The following is an 18,737-nucleotide window of genomic DNA, read 5'->3' on the forward strand; positions in this document are numbered from 1 at the left end:
GAGCACCTTTCCAGTACCTAAATCTTTGGGGTTCTTGAATTGAATCGGAAGAAGTGACGCCGGCAGCAATTCGCCTTTCCTGCGGAATGCCTTGAGCCATCGACTTGGCTTGTTTGCCGGCCAGCTGCCGTACCAAGACAATGCCGGAGTGGCAGGCGCAGGAGCGCGCAACAACGTATTCGGCTTCGGCACATCAAATTCCGCCTTGTAAACGTTGACCCTTCCGGGCTCCGCCAAGGCAACGATCGCGAACAGCATTGCGAACAGCAACCCTTTGCGTAGCGACATGATCGGTATCCTTCCCAGAGGAGATTATCCGATTTTTTCTGGAGGTTCGGGCGGGCGTTTCGGGTGATTGAACTTTGGTCATTCTCGGAGACTCCGGCAGGTTCCAAAGGCTACTCGCTTTTCGCAGACCCCCGACTTTTCACGGACTCCACGTTGTCGGGCGGTCTGTTGTCGGGCGGTCTATAGTTAACAGCAAAACACCTTCCGTGTGTGCCGTACGACTCGTGGATTGAGTGCGGAAGATTTTCGGTACAACTTCGGACAACTGAGGCTATTATTGTCCAACCCCCGCGAAAGTAAAATCAGCCCTGTTCTTGCCTAACCCTTCGAAAAGGTAAAAGTGGCCGCATTTATTGTTCTGGACCCTCCTCATCGCCTTCCTGCATAGAGCGACGCCAGAAATCTTCATTTTGATAACGCGCCGCCAGGGCTTCGATGTCGACCGGCATCGAACTGATCGTGAAGTCGAAATTGCCTATCAGATTGACGTTGCGCCAAGCAACGGGCGAGGTGCCTTTGAGAATCGTGATGGCTTCCAGATCTTCTGCTGCCAGTTTTTGCTCATATACTCGCGAGAGGAGCAGGGTGTTGTAGTAGATGATCGCGTTGGCGATCAGCCGGGAGCATTCGTTCCAGATTTTCTGCTCCGCTTCGGTCTTCACGCGAAATTTACCGGAGTTGACGTAGGAGATCGCGCGTCGCATCCGGTGGTAGGCCTCGCCGCGGTTGAGTGCCTTCTGCACGCTCTGCCTCAAGGTGGGATCGTCGATGAAGTCGAGGATATAGATGCTTCTGCAGATGTTGTCCAGCTCCCAGAGCGCCTTCTTGGTCTGGTTTTGACGGGCATAGGAACTCAGTTTGCGCACGACCGTCGCCTGGGTCACATCCTTTTGCGCAAGTGATGCCAGGATACGCTGGATGTTCGGCCACTCTTTGACGATCAACGCGTCGAAGGTCTTGCGCGCCGGCTTGATGAGGTAATGGGAATAGTGGTTTGGATGCTGAAATCCGACCAAGCTGGCTATTCTCTTGTGCAGGTCGCGATACCGCGGCGCGAACTGGTAGCCGTCGAATAACAGCAAGAAGAAATTTACCTGGTTGGTGCCGTGGGTGTCAGTGGAATGCCGCTCCGGATGGATGTCGGTCGTGTTGTTGTGAAGGATGTCGAAGACGAAGTGGGACTCGTGCTCGTTGGTGCCGATGATGCGTGCGTTGCAGGGCACATGGTTGGCTACCAGCGTATAGGCGCTCACGCCTTTCTTCAGTCCAAAGTATTTGCTGCCATACCGGGCATTGATGGTGTGGATCTGGGTTTCGATGCGCTGACCGTCGCTGCTGGAGTGCTTCAGGTCATCAATGTCGTACTGATCGAACATGGAAAGCGCGGCAGTGGCGTTGGCGATTCCGTCGTTGCTGGCGTGCAGCGTTTCCGCCCGCAGGAAGTTGCGAGCCGTCGTCAGCAGTGATGAGTAGCTGAGTCCGGAAACCTCTGCCATCTTCCACAAGCCCATATTGGTGCCCATGGCGACGATGCAGGCAAGGAGGAGGCGCGAATCAACTTCCTGCTTGATATAACGTTCGAGAACGTGCGTGAAGGCGTTGAGAAAGTTCGTCTTTTCGGCCACGAACCACAGCAGTTTGGCGATGCCAATGCCCGGCAACTGACCGTAGAAGGGACTGTTGATGGGTTCCTCATCTGTGGGATAGATCAGAGACCAGCGTCGTTTGTCCTCGGTGCCGGTGATCTTGATATGTTTGTTGTCGCCGTTCTCGATGCGCTTATTTACACGCTCAAACTTGGCTTCCAGTTCTGCGCGGAATGCCGCGAGTGTTTCCTCTATTGTCGCCAACAGAATCGGCGCGCCAATCTCGCGCAGCACGGCGTCTTTGTCCTTCCAGCGCTCGGCGCTGATCAGATCGTCCTCGAAGCTGCGAAAATCGTTGCTGTCGCGGACGTACACGTTGCCCGCCTCCAGTGCATTGCGTAGCTGCCGATAGACCAGGAACTCGTAGCGATCAACCTCCAGACGCTTGTCTTTGCGCTTTTCAGCGGCGGTGTACATGTAGCGTTGCACCCCTTTGGCAAGGATGCCAGTGGGGAAGTCCGCCACCTTGGCTTGGCGAAGCGACTTGCCCTGGCGCAAGAGTTCCTGCAAGAACGCAACAGCTTCCAGGAGTGGCGCATCTTCAATCAGGCCAGCAAAATCCAGGTTGCAGAACAGATGACGCAGGTTAAGCTTGAACTTGGATTGAAGCGTGCCATAGTAGGCCCACTCAAACGCGGTCCTGTCGAACTCGATGTTGCGCATGTAGTCGGAGACCATGGCGAACCGTTCAGGTTCGAGTAAAGAAAACGCCCTCTGCTTAACCTTCGAGAATGGCGTTTTGCCCGGTATCGACTGGTCCATAAACAGATTCAGAACCTGACCAGCCGACTTCAGATTGGTGCTCACCTCTGTCATGGACTTCATGGCGGCGGCCTCAGCCTCCACCTTGGCCTGCTGCTCGTATTGGTCGACGAGATGGATGAATGCCTCGATCAGGTTGTCGTTGATCTGGCGGAAGCGATGATAAGCATTGCGGGACGTCCGAATGGGCACAGATCACGCCGATCAACTATCGTTGAGCGACCGCAAAACGGGAGGAAGTGGATGCCACAGATAGTTTTCGAGTTTGCCGCAGAAGCTGTAGAACACCTTTTCCGCTTGATCCAAGCGGTCATAGTGCCTGTTCAGAAAGTGCGTGTGATGGCCTGCTCAGACCGAGATTCTCTCTTGTATCAAGACTTCTCAGGTGCCCCAGATGATCTGCTATCCCAGCTCAAAGACGGCGTTGCTTGCTCCATAGTCATGTTCTCAACTGGGGAGATCAGATACGGTCTCATCACATGCCCTCACTTCAACGGTCAGAACCTCTCTCGCTGGATGGGGACCATTGAGATTAGTAGCTTGGATTGGCAGACGATTTGGGAACAGATTCTCGCTTCCCCGAATCTTGAACTGGCCTGCGCTGCAGTAGATGAGGGGATTGAACTCACTGACGAGACAATCGCTCAAGACTCGTTTCCTTGGAGTGACCCATCCCTGCTCGCTGGAGCGATCAGGAGCGTGGATGGCACTTGGATATACGCGCCAAGGGGTGCTTAGTTTTAGAGGTCAAACCGCCCGCAAAGTCCGCTTTGCGGCAAGTTCGGGCCGTCTGGACCTGCGAATCCTCGTTTCAGGGAAGTTGGCGTTCCCAGAGTTGCTACTTATTGATACTTTAAGCGTATGAGCCGAACGTTCGTGATTTCTGCAGAGGCTGGCCTGTTGATAGGGATTCTCATTGCTTTCTATTTGGTTCCCGGGAGCACCCCTGCAAGGACGTTTTGGAGCATCGCTGGCCTCTTCATTGCAGGAGCAAACGGCCTGATGATCATGTCTGCTGTCCGTGCACGCAAGCGTCTCATAGGAAAGTAGTCGGCATCCTCTCAGATCAGCCCGTGTGGAATGCTCCCCTGTAGGAGGCCTCCTCTGCGTCAGGGAACTTCGTTTTTTCTCACGCTCTGGCCTAGACTGCCTATGCTTCCTGCTATCATCACGCGATATGTCGCGAATCTTAGATGAGATCACGGCTGCTTATCCCTCACTCGCGGTTAGTCTTTCGTCTCTACCTGCGGATGAAGCATCGGATACATCCGGCACGGGTGGGAAAGATACCAAGGAATACCCAACCGCGGAAGCTTCGCTCAAAGACCTGGAGAGACTCGGCGCCAGGACAGAAGTCCTAACAAAGGCCAAGCGAGCTCTTGAGGATCCTCTATCCGTGAAGCGTTTCGTCGAGATCGCCGAAAATGTACAGATTCCCTTTGAGGCCCTGGAACGGGCTGACATCTACCTATTCGACTGACCCGTGTCGAATAGATCCAAGCAGAGCAGCGATGCGAAACGCTCACAGGCAGCGTTTGCTGATAGGTCGTGAACGGTCTGAGCGACCGGGCGGTGTGATCGGTCGCAGCAGCATCGGTGCTTCAAGTCCCGTGGTCGTTCTTCCCAGTGCATTGTGATTGACTCTTCGAATTTCTGAGCTTCGGGAGCGATCTGGCAGACTCCGCGCGGATTCTGCTTCGGCGTTGCAAAGCGTCCGTTGTTGCATCTAGGCGACATCTTGTACAGTCGACGCATGGCGCTCAAACGGATGGATAACGTAGGAATCGTCGTCGATGACCTCGGAGAGACGATTGATTTCTTCCGAGAACTCGGCCTTGAGCTAGAAGGGCGGGCCACGATCGAAGGAGAATGGGCAGGACGTGTCACCGGACTTGCCGACCAGCGCGTCGAGATTGCCATGTTGCGCACACCGGACGGCCACAGCCGTCTTGAGCTCTCCCGCTTCCTCACGCCGCCTGTCGTCGCGGATCACCGCAATGCCCCAGTGAACGCTTTAGGCTACCTCCGCGTCATGTTCGCCGTGGACGACATCGACGAGACGCTTGGCAGGCTTCGCAAGCGCGGCGCACAGCTCGTAGGCGAAGTAGTCCGGTATCAGGACTGGTATCGGCTTTGCTACATCCGCGGGCCTGAAGGGCTTCTCATCGGACTCGCTCAGGAACTCAACTGAGCGCGATGGGACTCGGCTATTCGAAAGTTGGGCCGGATCGGTCCTCAGAAATCGACTTCTGGTCAGGAATCCATAGCTGACGGAGAGCGCTTATCAGGATCAATGGTGCAGATGTCTGACATCTTGGCGGGTTAGATAGGAGCTTTCTCCGGGTGATTAGGCCTTCTTCGTCCGCTCCAATTGACGTTCTTGGTTACCATCGGCGAACTCAGTGACATTCGCGCAGCTCGACTGCCGATACTTCGCGGAGCCAGCTCTCTCAAGAGCACATTAACCTTCTAGTAACGATCTCGCCTACGTCTGGAGGCAAAAGAAAAATGGCTGGTCGTATAACGCAGCATTCTTTTGGAAGAGATAACTAGTGCCATCTTCATTGCTACGACCTAGAATACAAGTTGTTTGTTCTGTCCTAACATTAAGGCCCTGTAAATGACTGTCCAAATGTTCGTCTTAGCTTTCTGCGCTTTCGCTTTATGCGTTCCCGCCAAATTTATCCGTCAAAGGAACTTCTCCTCTGGGAAATGTATTTCCAGGAACCTTAGGGGAAGGGCATGTTGCCCGGTGTTAGCCACTGGAGTGGCAGCATGATCAAACTCACCAATATCTGCGTTGAAGGATTCCGACTTCTCGAGCTGATCGAACTTGCCATAGAGGCCGAGACTACGGTAGTCGTTGGCCGCAACAATAGCGGAAAGACCTCACTTGCCGAAGTATTCGAGAAATTTCTGGGAGAGCAGAGTGGTAAGTTTCGCCTTGAGGATTTTTCCGCTGCCGTACGGGAAAAATTCATTACGGCCAAGGCTCTTCGGACTGGGGGAAAGTCGACACCACAACAGGTTCTAGACGCGCTTCCAGTGATTTCCATCACGCTGACGTTTTCTTACGACCAAAACTCTCCCGATCTAGGGCCACTGTCCCCTTTCATTATCGATCTCGATCCGTCCTGCACGAGCGCTATAGCTCGGGTTGAATATTCCGCCATACTTGCAAATGTTGCAGCTCTCCTTGACATCCCGGCCCCGGAAGATGAATCGACAGCAAATGAGGCACTATTTCGTCATCTGCGGGAAGCAGTGCCGAACGCTTACACAATAAAGACATTTGCGATCGATCCAACAGACGACTCCAATCGGAGGGAATTCGACAAACTGTCGACGCTCACAGCGCTGATCCAGACTGGCCTTGTTAAGGCGCAACGCACGCTCGACCATGGAAAGCGAGGAGACCCAAACGTTATCGGGAAGCTCCTGGGCAAGTTGTTCAGAACAGCGAATACCCTCACGGCATCGCCAGGCGATCAAAAAATCGCTGATGCACTGAAAGAATCAGTTGCTCAGCTCGAGCAGGATATGCAGGGTGATTTCGATACACGGCTGAAGGAATTACTACCCGCTCTAAATTCGTTCGGTTTCCCGAGTCTGAATGATACGGAATTAAGGCCGCAAACCAATATCGACATTGAGAGCATTTTGACAGACAACACTTCCATCCTTTACACAGGGACAGACGGTGTTCATCTTCCGGAGGGATATAACGGACTTGGTACCCGCAACCTAATTTACATCCTGCTGCAACTGGAAGCGCTACACAAGGTGTACCGCAGTACGCCAACACGACCCGGAACACATCTCGTCTTCATTGAAGAACCAGAGGCGCATTTGCATCCGCAAATGCAGGAAGTGTTCATTGCACAGTTGAATGAAGCAATCGCCACACTATCGAAGAAATATCCCGATCAGCCTGTGTGGCAAGTGCAGTTCGTCGTTTCCACTCATTCTTCGCATCTCGCGAACGCAGCGCAATTCGATGCGATCCGGTACTTCTTAAATGACGCCACAACTACTGCGGGCATCCGAAGGACCAAGGTAAAGGATTTCCGAAAAGGCGGGGAGGCGATCGATCCCAAAGACAGAGAGTTTCTTCAGCAGTACATGACGCTGACGAAATGCGATCTCTATTTTGCCGATAAAGTGATCTTAGTTGAAGGCGCAACTGAGAAGATCCTCATGCCGCGCATTTTAAAGCTTGTCGACCAAACTTTGCCTGAGGAAACGAAACTCTGTCGGCAGTACATCACGACGATCGAAGCTGGCGGTGCACATGCCCAAATATTCTATCCACTTCTGGATTTTCTCGAACTCAAGACCCTAGTCATTTCCGACATCGATGCCGTCCGACTGATTGATGGCAAGCGCAAGAAATGTCCTTGCGCTGAAGCCGAATTTACCTCGAATGGAGCACTCAAAACTTGGTTCGACAACAAGGACATTTCTGTCGCGGCTTTGCTGGCAAAAAAGGATGGCGACAAAATAAAAAAATTTGTTCGCATCGCTTATCAGGTACCGGAAGATGACTCTACTCATTGCGCTAGGAGCTACGAGGATGCGTTGATTCTCGCTAACCTCACCCGCTTTGCGATCGCGGACGATGGAGAAGCCGCAAAGAATGCCTGGGAGTTAGCCCAAGGCTTCGGGAAGTCTGAGGAGGCGATCCGCTTTGCCATCATCGAAGCAGATTGGAACATTCCGAAATACATCAGGCAAGGCTTGGTGTGGCTTTCGGATCCGCCGCCGCCGCCGGAAGCACCGCCACCAATCGTACCCGATATATCACTAACGACAGGGACACCTGCAGAAGAGTATGCGATGGAGGCCTGAATGAGTAGCGAACCCTCACCCGCAGTAAAAGCGGCGCGGAAGGCCCAAGCTAGGCTTGCGCTGTGTTTAGCCGAAGGGAGGCATTTCCGACTTGAGGCGGGGGCCGGCGCTGGCAAGACCTACTCCTTAGTTGAAGCGCTGAAAACAATAATTACCGAGAAAGGGGCTGCACTGATGCACGCGGGGCAACAGGTCGCTTGCATCACGTACACCGAGGTGGCGCGAAAAGAAATTGCAAACGATATCGAAGAACACCCTGCCATTCTGGTGAACACTATTCACGGCTTCGCTTGGGCGTTCATCTCGAAATTCCAGAAGACGCTGCGTGAACTCGTCGCCAACCATGTCTCTCGGAGAGAGGCCGTTGAGGCCGCAGGGGGCATGCATGAACAGAACGTTGAATACAGCTATGGGTTCTTTGGCATCGACGAGAAACGAATCACGCTTCATCACGACGATGTTCCAAGGTTCTTTGCCGAAATGCTCGCTAATGAGAAGTTCCAACGGATATTCAAGAGCTCTTACCCCATCCTCTTTATCGATGAATATCAAGATACAGACCCACACGTGATGAACGCATTTACCGAACACTTTTTCAAGCCCGCAAAGGGCCCGGTGGTTGGGCTGTTCGGCGATCACTGGCAGACTATTTATCGGAGAGACTACCTTCTGGTTGACTACCCCAATGTTGAAGGCATCGATAAAGGTTCAAACTTTCGTTCAGTTAAGCCAATTGTGGATGTTCTTAACCTGTTGCGTCCGGAGCTCAAACAGGAAGTCGATGACGAAGAGACGACGGGAGAAGCGCGTTTCTTTCATTGCAACGCATTTACTGGGCAGCGAGAAGACTCCACTCACGCCAAGCAAGAACTACCTAGGGAAGCCCTTGCGCAGTCAACCGAGCGAGTAAAGGATCAGCTCAAGGAGGACGGCTGGGACTTCGATCCCCAGCGGACGAAGATCTTGATGTTGACACATAGCGCGATTGCAGCCGAAAGAGGATACCCGAATCTGGCAAAAATTTTCGATTCCAATGAAGCATTTGCCAAGAAGGAGGATGCAACTATAGCTTTTCTTGCCGACATGGTTGAACCGGTGTGTGTGGCATATGCCGCAGGAAACTATGGCACGATGTTCAACCAAATCGGTGGCATTCCAACAATACGGAAATCAGCCGATAAAGCTGCGTGGCGTGCAGATATGGACGCGCTGCTAGCGCTTCGTGAATCGGGAACAATCGGGCAAGTCATAGATTATTTGAAGTCAACCAAACGGCCTCGCTTGAGAGATCGTGTCGCTGAACGCGAAAGTGAAATTGCACGCCTAGGTGATGAGGCGACCGAAGACGAGCCCAACTCACTAAAACGCCATCGGAAACTAAGGAGCGTGCAATACAGCGAACTGGTAGAACTCGTTGATTTCGTCAATGGTTTCACGCCTTTCGCAACACAACACAGCGTAAAAGGCGCCCAATTTGAAAACGTTTTGGTTATTCTTAGCGGCGGCTGGAATCAATACAACTGGCCCAGATTTCTTGACTACAACACGACGGGAAACATTCCTGCCAAGGACGAGGCAGGTTATTACCGCGCCAGAAACTTACTATATGTTGCAGTGTCGCGGCCGCAGAGACGCCTCGCAGTATTGGCGACTCAGGCCCTGAGTCGAAATGCGTTGGCGACAGCGACCAGGCTATTCGGACAGACAAATGTGATCGCTTTGCCTATGGAAGTCTAAGAGGTTTGTCTGTAATTCCACTTAATTGATGACCAGAGCTACCACTGCTACTTTCCCTGAAACAGGGCTGGTATCCGCACTTTGTGATGACGCTGATAGGTACAGGTAAATGAACATGCATGAAATTAGCTGCCCGCACTGCGGGAAAGCATTCAAGATTGACGAGGCTGGGTACGCGAACATTTTGAAGCAGGTGCGAGACGGCGACTTCGAGCGCCAGTTGCACGAGCGCCTTGAGTTGGCTGAACAGGATAAACAGAACGCCGTCGAACTCGCCAAAGCAAGGGCTTCCAGCGAATCGCAGAAGGATGCCGCGGCTAAGGACGCTGAGATTCAGGAATTGAAGGCCAAGCTTGACGCCGGAGAAGTCGAGCGGAAACTCGCTGTAACGGAGGCGCTGAGCGCCGTAGAGAAAGAGCGCGATGCACTTGCAAACGAACTTGAGCTGGCAAAGCAAGATAAGCGGAATGCCGTCGAACTCGCCCAAACAAAGGCCGCCAGCGAATCGCAAAAGGATGCCGCAGCCAAGGACGCTGAGATCCAGGAACTGAAGGCGAAGCTCGATGCCGAAGAGGCCACGCGTAAGCTCGCCGTGACCGAGGCCCTAAGCGCTGTCGAAAAAGAACGTGATGCTCTTGCGAACGAACTTGAGCTGGCAAAGCAGGAGAGGCAGTCCGCTTCCAATCTAGCTGAGGCGAAGTTAGCGAACGAGTTGCAGAAGTCCGCCATGTCGAAAGCTGCTGAAATCCAGGGCCTGCAAGCCAAGCTCGACGCCATCAAGGCTGCGCAGAAGCTCGCGATTAGCGAGGCAGTCAGTGCGGTGGAGAAGGATCGTAACAAGCTTCAAGGAGACCTCGAAAAAGCTGAACTTGAGAAGCAGCTTGCCGAAAAGTCCTTAAAGGACAAGTACGAGACGCAAATCAAGGATCGCGATGATGCGATCGAGCGTCTTCGTGACTTGAAGGCTCGCCTATCAACAAAAATGGTTGGTGAGACCCTTGAGCAGCACTGCGAAACTGAATTCAACCGAATCCGAGCGGCGGCGTTTCCACAGGCATATTTCGAGAAGGACAACGATGTGCGAACGGGAAGCAAGGGCGACTACATCTTCCGCGACGCGGATGAGGTTGGAACAGAGATTGTCTCGATCATGTTCGAGATGAAGAACGAGGATGATCGTACCGCTACGAAGAAAAGGAACGAGGACTTCCTGAAGCAACTCGACAAAGATCGCACCGAGAAGGGATGCGAGTATGCGGTCCTTGTCTCCCTGCTCGAGCCTGATAGTGAGTTCTACAACACGGGAATCGCTGATATGTCCTACCGATACCCGAAGATGTACGTCGTCCGACCGCAGTTTTTCATTCCCATGATTACACTGCTTCGAAATGCTGCGATGAATTCAATTCAATACAAGTCAGAGTTGGCGCTCGTTAGAGCGCAAAACATCGATATCTCGAACTTCGAAAACCGACTGCTGACGTTCCAGACCGCATTTGCGAGGAATTATGACCTGGCCTCCAGGCATTTCCAAACTGCGATTGATGAGATAGACAAGTCAATTGATCACCTACAAAAAACGAAGGCAGCATTGCTCGGCACTAATAATAATCTTCGTCTCGCAAACGACAAAGCTCAGGACCTAACGATCAGAAAGTTGACTCGTGGCAATCCAACCATGGCTGCTAATTTTTCAGATCTCACGAATAGTATTCCTTCCGATGCTGGATGAGGTGGATCATCGATCTCCGGGTCGGATCTAGGGTGGCTGTCGTTTATAGGATCTCGGCGACCTCGCCTGCCTTTCGACCACAACAGTCGACGGCAGATTCAGGACGCATTGCGTCGCGGATTTGCGGGCCTGCCGTGAAGGTTAGCTGTGATCCGGGTCGGTGAGCGTTGCGAACTGGTGGACGCCAGGTGCATGTGCAGTGGGACGCGATGTTCGTGCGTCTGCTTGATCCCAAAACCGGTGAGTTGCTGCGCGAGCATCTGAGCGGCAAGCGCGGCGGGCATCGCATCTGCGATGCGGATCGTACGCCGCCGCAGTTGCTTCAACTGCTGGCACGTGCACACAAGGCAGGACCCAACATCGGCGCTGTCTGCGACGCCATACATGCTCGCCAGGGCGAACTCGGAATGCGTCGCATCCAGGGCGTTCTTCAACTGGTCAAGCAATATGGCAGCGCGGCTTGCGACGATGCCTGTGCGGCGGCGCTGGAGCTGCGCGTTCCTGAGTATCGCTTCGTGCGCCGCTATCTGGAGCGTAGTCCGCAAGCTCCTCTGAGCCTGCGGCAAGTCGATCCACTCATCCGCGAACTGACCCAGTATCGCGACCTGATCCAACAACGCATCAACTTCGAGGAATCCCAATCATGAACCTGATCGAACTCAATCGCTCCCTGGTCCAACTACGCCTGAGCGGCATGGCTGCCGTGCTGGAGACGCGTCTGCTCCAGGCGCAATCGGAGAACATGGCGCCCATCGACCTGATCTCCACGCTGGTCTCTGACGAACTGGCCTGCCGCAGCACGCGGCTCCTGGAGAGACGCCACAAACAGGCGCAGTTCCGCGATGCGGATAAGCGCCTGGACAACTTCGACTTCCAGTTCAACGCCCGGATGAATCGCAACCTGGTCTTCGAACTGGCCACAACGAACTGGGTCGGAAAGCGCGAAGATGCCTTGTTCCTTGGTCCGCCTGGGAGCGGGAAAGGTCACTGCGCACAAGCCATCGGACACGCCGTCATCCAGCAGGGCTACCGTGTGCTGTATCGCGAAGCCCACACACTGTTGGAAGAACTGGCTGATGCCACGCTCGATGGCAAGCGCAAGGAGTTTATGGACCTGCTGACCACCGTGCCGCTGCTGATCATCGACGACCTGGGAATGCGCAAGCTGCCGCTGACCGCTGTCACGCTGCACTCAAATCCCGGAATCACGCTTGTTTGTTTTCAATCCTTTTCCGGGATTTGAGTGCATTGTCGCTGCACTGAAATCCCGGACTGTTGCACGTAAAACCCGGACGAAGTTCCTGCTGAAGTTTGTCCGGGATATAAGTACAAAGATGACACTATCCTCTTTCCGTGCACCAGTTTCGGTCCGGGATTTGAGTACAAACAGCCCTGCAGATTCCGGGATTTAAATGCCGTTAAACAGCCCTGCAGAACATATTCCGGGATTTGAGTGCAGCGTGACAGCCCGGAAGTCGGACTTGACGGCAGGATCGTCGATCACCGTGTGCGCAAATCAGCCTACGTCCACGAACGCCTGCACAGCATGTCAGGCCCGCAGAAACTGCCAGATGAGCTTTACGACGCTGCCGAGAAGTTCCGCATGGACTCGAACGTGCAGGCATGGCCGGCTGGAGTGCCCGGCTTGCTTTGTGCCAGTGACTAAGAGACACACTGGAACGAGGAGAGCATATGGCACGAGGCAAGAGGTATCAGCCAGAGCAGGTGGTGAACCTGCTGCGTCAGATTGAAGTGGCAGTGGGGAACCGGAAGACGACGGCGCGGCATGCAAGGAGGCGGAGATCGTGGAGCAGACGTACTTCCGTTGGCGCAAGGAGTATGGCGGTCTGCAGGTGGATCAGGCGAAGCGGTTGAAGGAGCTTGAGCAGGAGAACGCGAAGCTGAAGAGGTTGGTCCGTGAGTTGAGCCTGGACAAGCTCGTGTTGAAAGACATCGCCTCGGGAAACTTCTAAGCCCTGAGCGACGGCGCAGTGCGGTCAGCCATGCCTGTGAGCATGGCGTCCGTGAGCGGCATGCGTGCCTGCTGTTGGGGCAACCCAGGGGTACGCAGCGCTACCGGCCGACACAGCGTGAAGACGAGGAAGCTCTGACTCAGGACATCGTTACCCTTGCCAGCCAGTATGGCCGCTATGGGTATCGCCGGATCACGGCGCTGCTCCAGCGAGCCGGCTGGCAGGTGGGCAAGGACCGAGTCGAACGCATCTGGCGTAGCGAAAGGGCTGAAGGTGCCAAAGAGACAAAAGCCAAGAGGACGGTTGTCACGCTCTTCCTTCAAGCGAGCATCTTGGGAGTAATAAGCCTGGTAGACGCCTTCTAACGTGCACCCTCCCGCTTGATCACTTCTCGTTCAACAAGGGCGGCGACTTTCAGATCCTCGAAGACTGTCTTCTCGAAGGGTGACTTTGAGCCTGCGTTCTTTAGAAGTAGTGGTAGTTTGGCTCTAACAGAACGAAAGCTTCTTTGCATCTCAGGTACAGTCATTGGATCATCGGCCTGCCTGAAGAGAGAACGCAACGCAGACATCACACCTTTTGGTCGACCGTTATGAATTCGAGCGTCCATTTTGTTGATATCGCTAGTCGAGCGTTGAGCTCGGAAGGCTTTGCTCTCAAAGACGAAAACTTCATGAGTTGCCTTGGCTGAACGGTAAAGCGCGATTCCCAGCTCAAGCGGCATATTGAATCGAGGAATCCCATGGGATGCCTCGATACGAGAAAGGTCATGAATCGAGAACTTGCTCTTTTCAATCAGTTCAATGATTTTTGCGAGGCGATCTTGGTTAGGGTGGGCCAAAGTCGCCGTGACGTCCAAACCCAGCTGTGTGAGGCCTACAACGTAGGCGACGTAGAGATCCTGAAAGTGATTGTCGTAAGGAATGTTGAGAAAAACAGGTTCTGGTTTTTTCGTCCTTGGCATGCGGTTCTATTTTTTCGCAGCCGTTTTTCTCGCAGCCGTTTTTTTCGCGGCGGCTTTGCGAGCGACTCCCCGATAGCTTGAAGTTTTGGAAGACCGCGATTTCACCGGCGCTTCAATGATTGAGCGAACGGCTGATACACGCTTTGAGCTGAGACCCAAGAACTCTCCCATCTGCTCAGCAGTAGGCACTCCGTTACGAACTGTGTACGCGCCCATAGTCCTATCAATTATATTCCAAGTCCAAGCTTCCAGACCACAAGCGGCATCTTCGACCGTTCACCGCGAGTCTGCTAAGCCGGTCCCTTTCACAAAGAAGTAAGCAATTTAAAGAGGTTGAATGTCGGCTGCCTGCCAGCCTTTAGGCCCCTTAATCACATTGAATTGCACAGCCTGACCCTCTTGGAGGCTCTTGAAGCCGCTCGAGGTGATTGCGGAGTAATGTGCGAAAACGTCTTCGCCGTTTTGACGGCTGATGAAGCCAAACCCCTTGGCATCGTTAAACCACTTCACTGTTCCCTGTTCCATAGTGTTTTCCTCGGTTCTCATCTGTTGCCATGCTCAGTCAAATTGGGGTTCGGGTCGCATCTTTGCTGAAACCAAACTTGTTCCCGTGCAAGGTGTTTGCATAGTAGCACCCGCTCGTCAAAATTGTGGCGTCCCCAAAATCCCGCGGAGGAGCCGCACTCTCCACTACAGTCCCAGGTTGTCGTTAACCGCGATCTCGATGTCCTGCTCCGACCCGAGATAGCGTTCGGTGGTCTGGATCGAGGAATGGCCGAGGAGGAATTTGATCTGCTCCAGATCCCCGCCGTTCTTGCGGCAGAGCTTGGCGCAAGTGCGGCGCAGGTCATGGGCGCCGAAGTGCTCGATCCCGATTTGCTTCGATGACTGTTCAACTACCGACCAGACCGCCCAGTCGCTCAGGGTGTCGCGATTGACTTTTCCCGATTTCGAGACCGAGCGCAGCAGCCGGCCGTCTTCGATTCCGGCCGCGGTCCTCCAGGCGTCGATGCCCTGCTTGACCCAGATGGGGATGGCGACGGTGCGGATGCGCCGGCCTTTGCCCTCGAGGTCGGCCAGGACCCAGCGGCCTTCCCTTTGCTGGATGGTCTCGACGTCGAGCTCGGCCAGCTCGTTCCGGCGCAGGGCGCAGCCGACCAACAGCGCCAGGATCACGTAATCGCGTTTGCCTTTGAGCGTCGACCTATCGGGAACGGCCAGCAGCTCCTTGGCCTGCTCGCGGGTCAGCCAGTTCCCTAGCCTGGTTCCCTTCTGGTGATGTTGGGGATGTCGGTCAGGCTGGCCGCTTCCTCCGATCCGATCATGCCGGCGCGCCTGGCCTCGCTGACCATCTTCCGCACGGCGGAGAGCCGGACGTTTATCGTCGAAGGGGAGAGCGACTCCATACCCGTCCGCCATTCCATGAATAAGGACGGGGAGAGAGGCCGGCTGGCAAGAATTGGAAGAGGTCGTCGAGCGCCTTGGCGTAGTTGCGCTTGGAGTGCGGCGACGGGACGGTGTCGAGGACCAGCTTGCGCAGCCGGGCCTGGGCCGGGGTGAGGGCCAGGGGCTCCCCTGCCCTGCTTTCGGGCGATGGGACCGCCAAAACGAGCTGGTTGGTCATGCCACCATATTACCCCTGACAAGCGACCTTGTCGTGGGTAAAATGACGATCTGTTGAAGATAATTATGAGCAAGTCGGCTCATTATCCCCGATCATAATAAGAGGAACTTTATGGCGCGAAAGCTGAAATGGAGGCATGACCTTCACAACATTATGAAGCACGTGGAGAACTCGAAGACCGAAACCTGGCGAAGAGTTGATCTAGAAATCGCCTTCAATGTCAGCCGCCCTGCAGCTCAGCGAATCATGCGCGCTATCGGGAACATCGATAACATCGGTGGAACCCATGCCATATCGCGAGATTCGGTGATTACCTATTTGGAACACCTAATCGAAGCAGAAGACCCTACCAAGGCCCACCTTTGGCGATTGCAGAATCTCGAGCCCGCACCGCGTCACCGTAAAATCCAGGGGGCCGTCCCGAACGATCTTCACTCCGTTATGGTCAGTTCCCTTCCCCCTAACATCGTACTTAAGCGGGGCGGAATCGAGGTCACCGGCAACGACTTCAAGCATGTCATGGAGAACCTCCTGATCTTGGCCCGAGTTCTTCAAAACGACACCGAGACTGCGGCTCAACTAATCGATCCCCCAAAAAACCGCACCCCCTCAATCGATTATGAACTTATGACCATGTTCAACGATCTGCGAGCTCGAGAAGCGGCATACCAAGCAGCTCAAACTGAAAAGCAGAAGGCTTGACAGTCTGGATTGGGAATAGTGATCCTCATCAAGTACTGCAACTGGTGATACCGGCTACCTATCAGATACCCGGTATCGTTTCCGCGGAGATGCTAGGCGCTTCGACTTGACACTTTGCTTTCGATTGAAGGCGAGTGTTCGAGATAGAACCTGAAGGCATTCATCACGAATTCTGCGACAGTTAGCCTTACGCCCCGGTTCCTTTCATATTCTTTCCATTGGAGCATCACAAGCGCATGCTCTTCTGGGGCAACCTTAAGGTTAAGCTGAGTAACCTCTTTTTTTCGAAGTGTCCGTCCATCGATCTTCTTTATCGGGGCCACAATAGGTGCCGACTGGGGAGCGCTCTTCGTGAACCCCATTTCCTGAGCGACAGCAATGGAACCGGCGGTGGCTGATGGGCCTCCCCTGTCTTTCCTCGCCCTAAGCTCCGAATCGTCGATCGAAAAATCCAATTTCGTTCCCGTTCGTACAGTCATTTCCCAGCCGCCTCCATCTCTGCGAATTCTTCCTTGACTTCCTCTTCCGCTTCAACGTCCTTCAGAGGCCAGTCTCCCTTAATGAAAGCCGTAACTTCCTTCATAAATTCTTCTGCGTTTTTGATGGCAGCGCTTGGGCTGGATGCGTCGGCAGCCGTCAATTGGTAAATAGTTCCACCGATGTTAAACGTGACCTTGAAGGCCGCTCGTTGGAACATGTTCACCCGCAGAATAGGAATATCATTCTCTCTTAGTTGATCTAAAATGCGCTTCATGGCCCTGTCTCTAATGACGGGCGAAGTCATTGATAGAAATACACAAAAGGGAATTTTTCTCTTGAAGATACTCTCTTGCTTTCGTATTACTTTGATTACACTTACCGCTTCATCGGCATCGAGTTGATTTCCCTGCATGGGAATGAGAACGAGATCGGCCCTTCCAATCGCAACGGACACCTCCTCGTTTTTGCTACCTTCTAGATCCACAAGAACATAAGGATCCGGTGCATTATCAATATGATCAGCAACATCCGTTCGATGAACAGGCACGATCGATAAATTCTTTGGCACTAGTTCAGGGAATCGCTCTGCCCATCGATTGATTGGCGAATTCGGATCTGCGTCAATAATTCTTGTTGCAGCACCGTGATGGGTGAGCACACTTGCCATTGTTAAAGTTGCAGTGGTCTTCCCTACCCCACCTTTGCTAGAAGCGAGAACAATTACCGGCATGAATCCTCCATAGATACCGGCTAGCTACCGGATACCCGGTAGGTACCTGCTATCCATTCCTTAAAAAGATTATGTATCGGGGGTAGGACACATTGGTTACTTTTACGTATCCGGTACCTAATGAGTACTGGATACCCATCCAGTATCCGGTAGCTACCAAGTAGCCGATTAGTAGCATTATGGTACCGGGTAGCTAAATGGTACCCGGTACTTGGCTTTCCGCACTGATATTAAACTCCCGTCGTACCCGGCGATTCACGGATAATAGACACGTTACCTCGAACTATCCTCGAAACCCACACCAGGTTCAGCCGACCACTTTATACCAGTACCGATTGATATCGGGTAGCTACCCGATACCTTTTCGCTATCGGCTATTTCAAATTGCCCCTGGTAGCTTTCAGATACCGGGTATCTATACGGGCATCTCACGAGTTCTATCTAGACTAGCTCGGCAGAAAGGATCTCTAGTATCGATCTGCCTCCTATTCCGAATAGCACCAGGTATCTTATTGGTAGCTGGTAACCCGGGACGACCGGAAACTCGTTGACTCGTACAGAAAACAGGGAAGCGGACTCATTACCAGCCAAGTCCGCAGCATCATAAGGGTCCGGATCGTCGAGAATATGCGGACTTAGCTGGCAACGAAGGCTTTTTCTCTTTTAGATTCAATGTTTAGGGAATTATTCTCGAAGAAAAACTTGCCAGCCGGGTCCGCGAATCGACCTTAGGAACGCGGACTTGGCTGGCAGCGTATGTGGTGCGGACTTGGCTGGCAGCGTATGTGGTGCGGACTTGGCTGGCACAAATACACACATCTTCTTACTTTTCAGTTATGTATCGCCTTTATAGAGTCTACTTGCCCAGGAGACAGAAGTAACAGCACGGCGGAGCCGTCTACCTTAACGGACTCGGCTGGCAGTAGCATTGCGGACTTGGCTGGCAATCCATGCATGTGCCTCTTATTATCAGTACTTTACGGGGAAGGGCTTCACCGCATCCATCCTTCGATCCCGCGGACTTGGCTGGCAATATGACGTCCATAGACAGGAAAGAATGGAGAGTCCCGCGGACTTCGCTGGCAGAAAACAGGTTAGATAAATCGAAAGCGGCAATTCTTGATGATATTTGGTCACGCAGGATGCTCGTTTGTCATTCAATACCACTCGCAGCGGACTTGGCTGGCAGCGAAAAATTGTGAAACATCAATGGCTGGCGCGCGGACTCAGCTGGTAATTATGCGAACTTGG

Annotated in this window: 18 protein-coding genes and 1 pseudogene; 10 read left to right on the top strand and 9 right to left on the bottom strand. The window is 53.4% G+C overall.

What is annotated here, in order from left to right:
• Together Q363_RS18115 and Q363_RS18120 are read right to left on the bottom strand one after the other, a co-directional pair.
• The coding region (locus Q363_RS18115; protein WP_035352969.1) for a hypothetical protein at nucleotides 1-288 on the bottom strand (288 nt) is incomplete at its 3' end.
• Nucleotides 289-638: 350 nt separating this feature from the next.
• Nucleotides 639-2,888 (bottom strand): Tn3 family transposase, encoded by a 2,250-nt coding sequence (locus Q363_RS18120; RefSeq protein WP_051978954.1) that lies wholly within the window; start codon nucleotides 2,886-2,888, stop codon nucleotides 639-641.
• A gap of 51 nt (nucleotides 2,889-2,939) precedes the next feature.
• Here Q363_RS18120 and Q363_RS18125 point away from each other — a divergent pair, with 51 nt between their 5' ends.
• The 4 genes from Q363_RS18125 to Q363_RS18150 all read left to right on the top strand — a co-directional run bounded on the left by Q363_RS18125 (nucleotide 2,940) and on the right by Q363_RS18150 (nucleotide 9,281).
• Nucleotides 2,940-3,434 carry a hypothetical protein gene (locus tag Q363_RS18125; protein WP_035352972.1) on the top strand — a complete coding sequence of 165 codons (495 nt, stop codon included), beginning with the start codon at nucleotides 2,940-2,942 and terminating at the stop codon, nucleotides 3,432-3,434.
• Between the two features lie 1,000 nt (nucleotides 3,435-4,434).
• The gene (locus Q363_RS18140) at nucleotides 4,435-4,887 is read left to right on the top strand and encodes a VOC family protein (RefSeq protein WP_245632300.1); all 453 of its coding nucleotides are present in this window, start codon (nucleotides 4,435-4,437) and stop codon (nucleotides 4,885-4,887) included.
• A gap of 584 nt (nucleotides 4,888-5,471) precedes the next feature.
• A complete protein-coding gene (locus Q363_RS18145) occupies nucleotides 5,472-7,544 on the top strand; it encodes an ATP-dependent nuclease (RefSeq protein WP_051978955.1) in 2,073 nt (690 codons plus the stop codon).
• Nucleotides 7,545-9,281, top strand: a complete 1,737-nt coding sequence (locus Q363_RS18150) for a UvrD-helicase domain-containing protein (RefSeq protein WP_035352984.1) — start codon at nucleotides 7,545-7,547, stop codon at nucleotides 9,279-9,281.
• Here Q363_RS18150 and Q363_RS44275 read toward each other — a convergent pair.
• Nucleotides 9,268-9,768, bottom strand: a complete 501-nt coding sequence (locus tag Q363_RS44275) for a hypothetical protein (protein WP_245632301.1) — start codon at nucleotides 9,766-9,768, stop codon at nucleotides 9,268-9,270. The genes Q363_RS18150 and Q363_RS44275 overlap by 14 nt on opposite strands.
• 240 nt (nucleotides 9,769-10,008) lie before the next feature.
• On the opposite strand from Q363_RS44275, the gene Q363_RS44280 reads away from it, so the two are divergent.
• The 5 genes and pseudogenes from Q363_RS44280 to Q363_RS40730 form a co-directional block, all read left to right on the top strand.
• Nucleotides 10,009-11,013 (top strand): DUF2130 domain-containing protein, encoded by a 1,005-nt coding sequence (locus tag Q363_RS44280; RefSeq protein ID WP_245632302.1) that lies wholly within the window; start codon nucleotides 10,009-10,011, stop codon nucleotides 11,011-11,013.
• 209 nt (nucleotides 11,014-11,222) lie between these two features.
• Nucleotides 11,223-11,660, top strand: a complete 438-nt coding sequence (locus tag Q363_RS18160; RefSeq protein ID WP_035352987.1) for a hypothetical protein — start codon at nucleotides 11,223-11,225, stop codon at nucleotides 11,658-11,660.
• Entirely contained in the window at nucleotides 11,657-12,256 is a 600-nt protein-coding gene (locus Q363_RS18165) for an ATP-binding protein (RefSeq protein WP_051978956.1), read from the top strand. Before Q363_RS18160 ends, Q363_RS18165 begins: the two co-directional genes overlap by 4 nt.
• Before the next feature lie 210 nt (nucleotides 12,257-12,466).
• The gene (locus Q363_RS18170) at nucleotides 12,467-12,679 is read left to right on the top strand and encodes a hypothetical protein (RefSeq protein ID WP_035352990.1); all 213 of its coding nucleotides are present in this window, start codon (nucleotides 12,467-12,469) and stop codon (nucleotides 12,677-12,679) included.
• A gap of 26 nt (nucleotides 12,680-12,705) precedes the next feature.
• Nucleotides 12,706-13,292: pseudogene (locus Q363_RS40730) on the top strand (IS3 family transposase); the annotation flags it as partial.
• A gap of 55 nt (nucleotides 13,293-13,347) precedes the next feature.
• Here Q363_RS40730 and Q363_RS18185 read toward each other — a convergent pair.
• From Q363_RS18185 to Q363_RS44285, 4 genes are all read right to left on the bottom strand, one after another.
• The gene (locus Q363_RS18185; protein WP_035352996.1) at nucleotides 13,348-13,950 is read right to left on the bottom strand and encodes a hypothetical protein; all 603 of its coding nucleotides are present in this window, start codon (nucleotides 13,948-13,950) and stop codon (nucleotides 13,348-13,350) included.
• Nucleotides 13,951-14,274: 324 nt separating this feature from the next.
• Nucleotides 14,275-14,475: a cold-shock protein gene (locus Q363_RS18190; protein ID WP_020711995.1), complete on the bottom strand. Its 201-nt coding sequence runs from the start codon at nucleotides 14,473-14,475 to the stop codon at nucleotides 14,275-14,277.
• A 165-nt stretch (nucleotides 14,476-14,640) separates the two neighbouring features.
• Entirely contained in the window at nucleotides 14,641-15,267 is a 627-nt protein-coding gene (locus tag Q363_RS18195; protein ID WP_245632305.1) for a tyrosine-type recombinase/integrase, read from the bottom strand.
• Nucleotides 15,207-15,356, bottom strand: a complete 150-nt coding sequence (locus tag Q363_RS44285) for a hypothetical protein (protein WP_245632306.1) — start codon at nucleotides 15,354-15,356, stop codon at nucleotides 15,207-15,209. Before Q363_RS44285 ends, Q363_RS18195 begins: the two co-directional genes overlap by 61 nt.
• Nucleotides 15,357-15,685: 329 nt before the next feature.
• Between Q363_RS44285 and Q363_RS18200 the strand changes: the two genes are divergently transcribed.
• Nucleotides 15,686-16,276: a hypothetical protein gene (locus tag Q363_RS18200; RefSeq protein ID WP_035352997.1), complete on the top strand. Its 591-nt coding sequence runs from the start codon at nucleotides 15,686-15,688 to the stop codon at nucleotides 16,274-16,276.
• Between the two features lie 92 nt (nucleotides 16,277-16,368).
• On the opposite strand, the gene Q363_RS18205 is transcribed toward Q363_RS18200, so the two are convergent.
• Both Q363_RS18205 and Q363_RS36290 read right to left on the bottom strand, forming a co-directional pair.
• Complete coding sequence (locus tag Q363_RS18205) at nucleotides 16,369-16,755, bottom strand: hypothetical protein (protein WP_035353001.1); 387 nt, start codon at nucleotides 16,753-16,755, stop codon at nucleotides 16,369-16,371.
• Nucleotides 16,752-17,486 (bottom strand): ParA family protein, encoded by a 735-nt coding sequence (locus tag Q363_RS36290; protein WP_084080505.1) that lies wholly within the window; start codon nucleotides 17,484-17,486, stop codon nucleotides 16,752-16,754. Before Q363_RS36290 ends, Q363_RS18205 begins: the two co-directional genes overlap by 4 nt.
• Nucleotides 17,487-18,737: the final 1,251 nt, after the last annotated feature.

Origin of the sequence: Edaphobacter aggregans DSM 19364 (assembly GCF_000745965.1) — a bacterium.
Classification (GTDB): domain Bacteria; phylum Acidobacteriota; class Terriglobia; order Terriglobales; family Acidobacteriaceae; genus Edaphobacter; species Edaphobacter aggregans.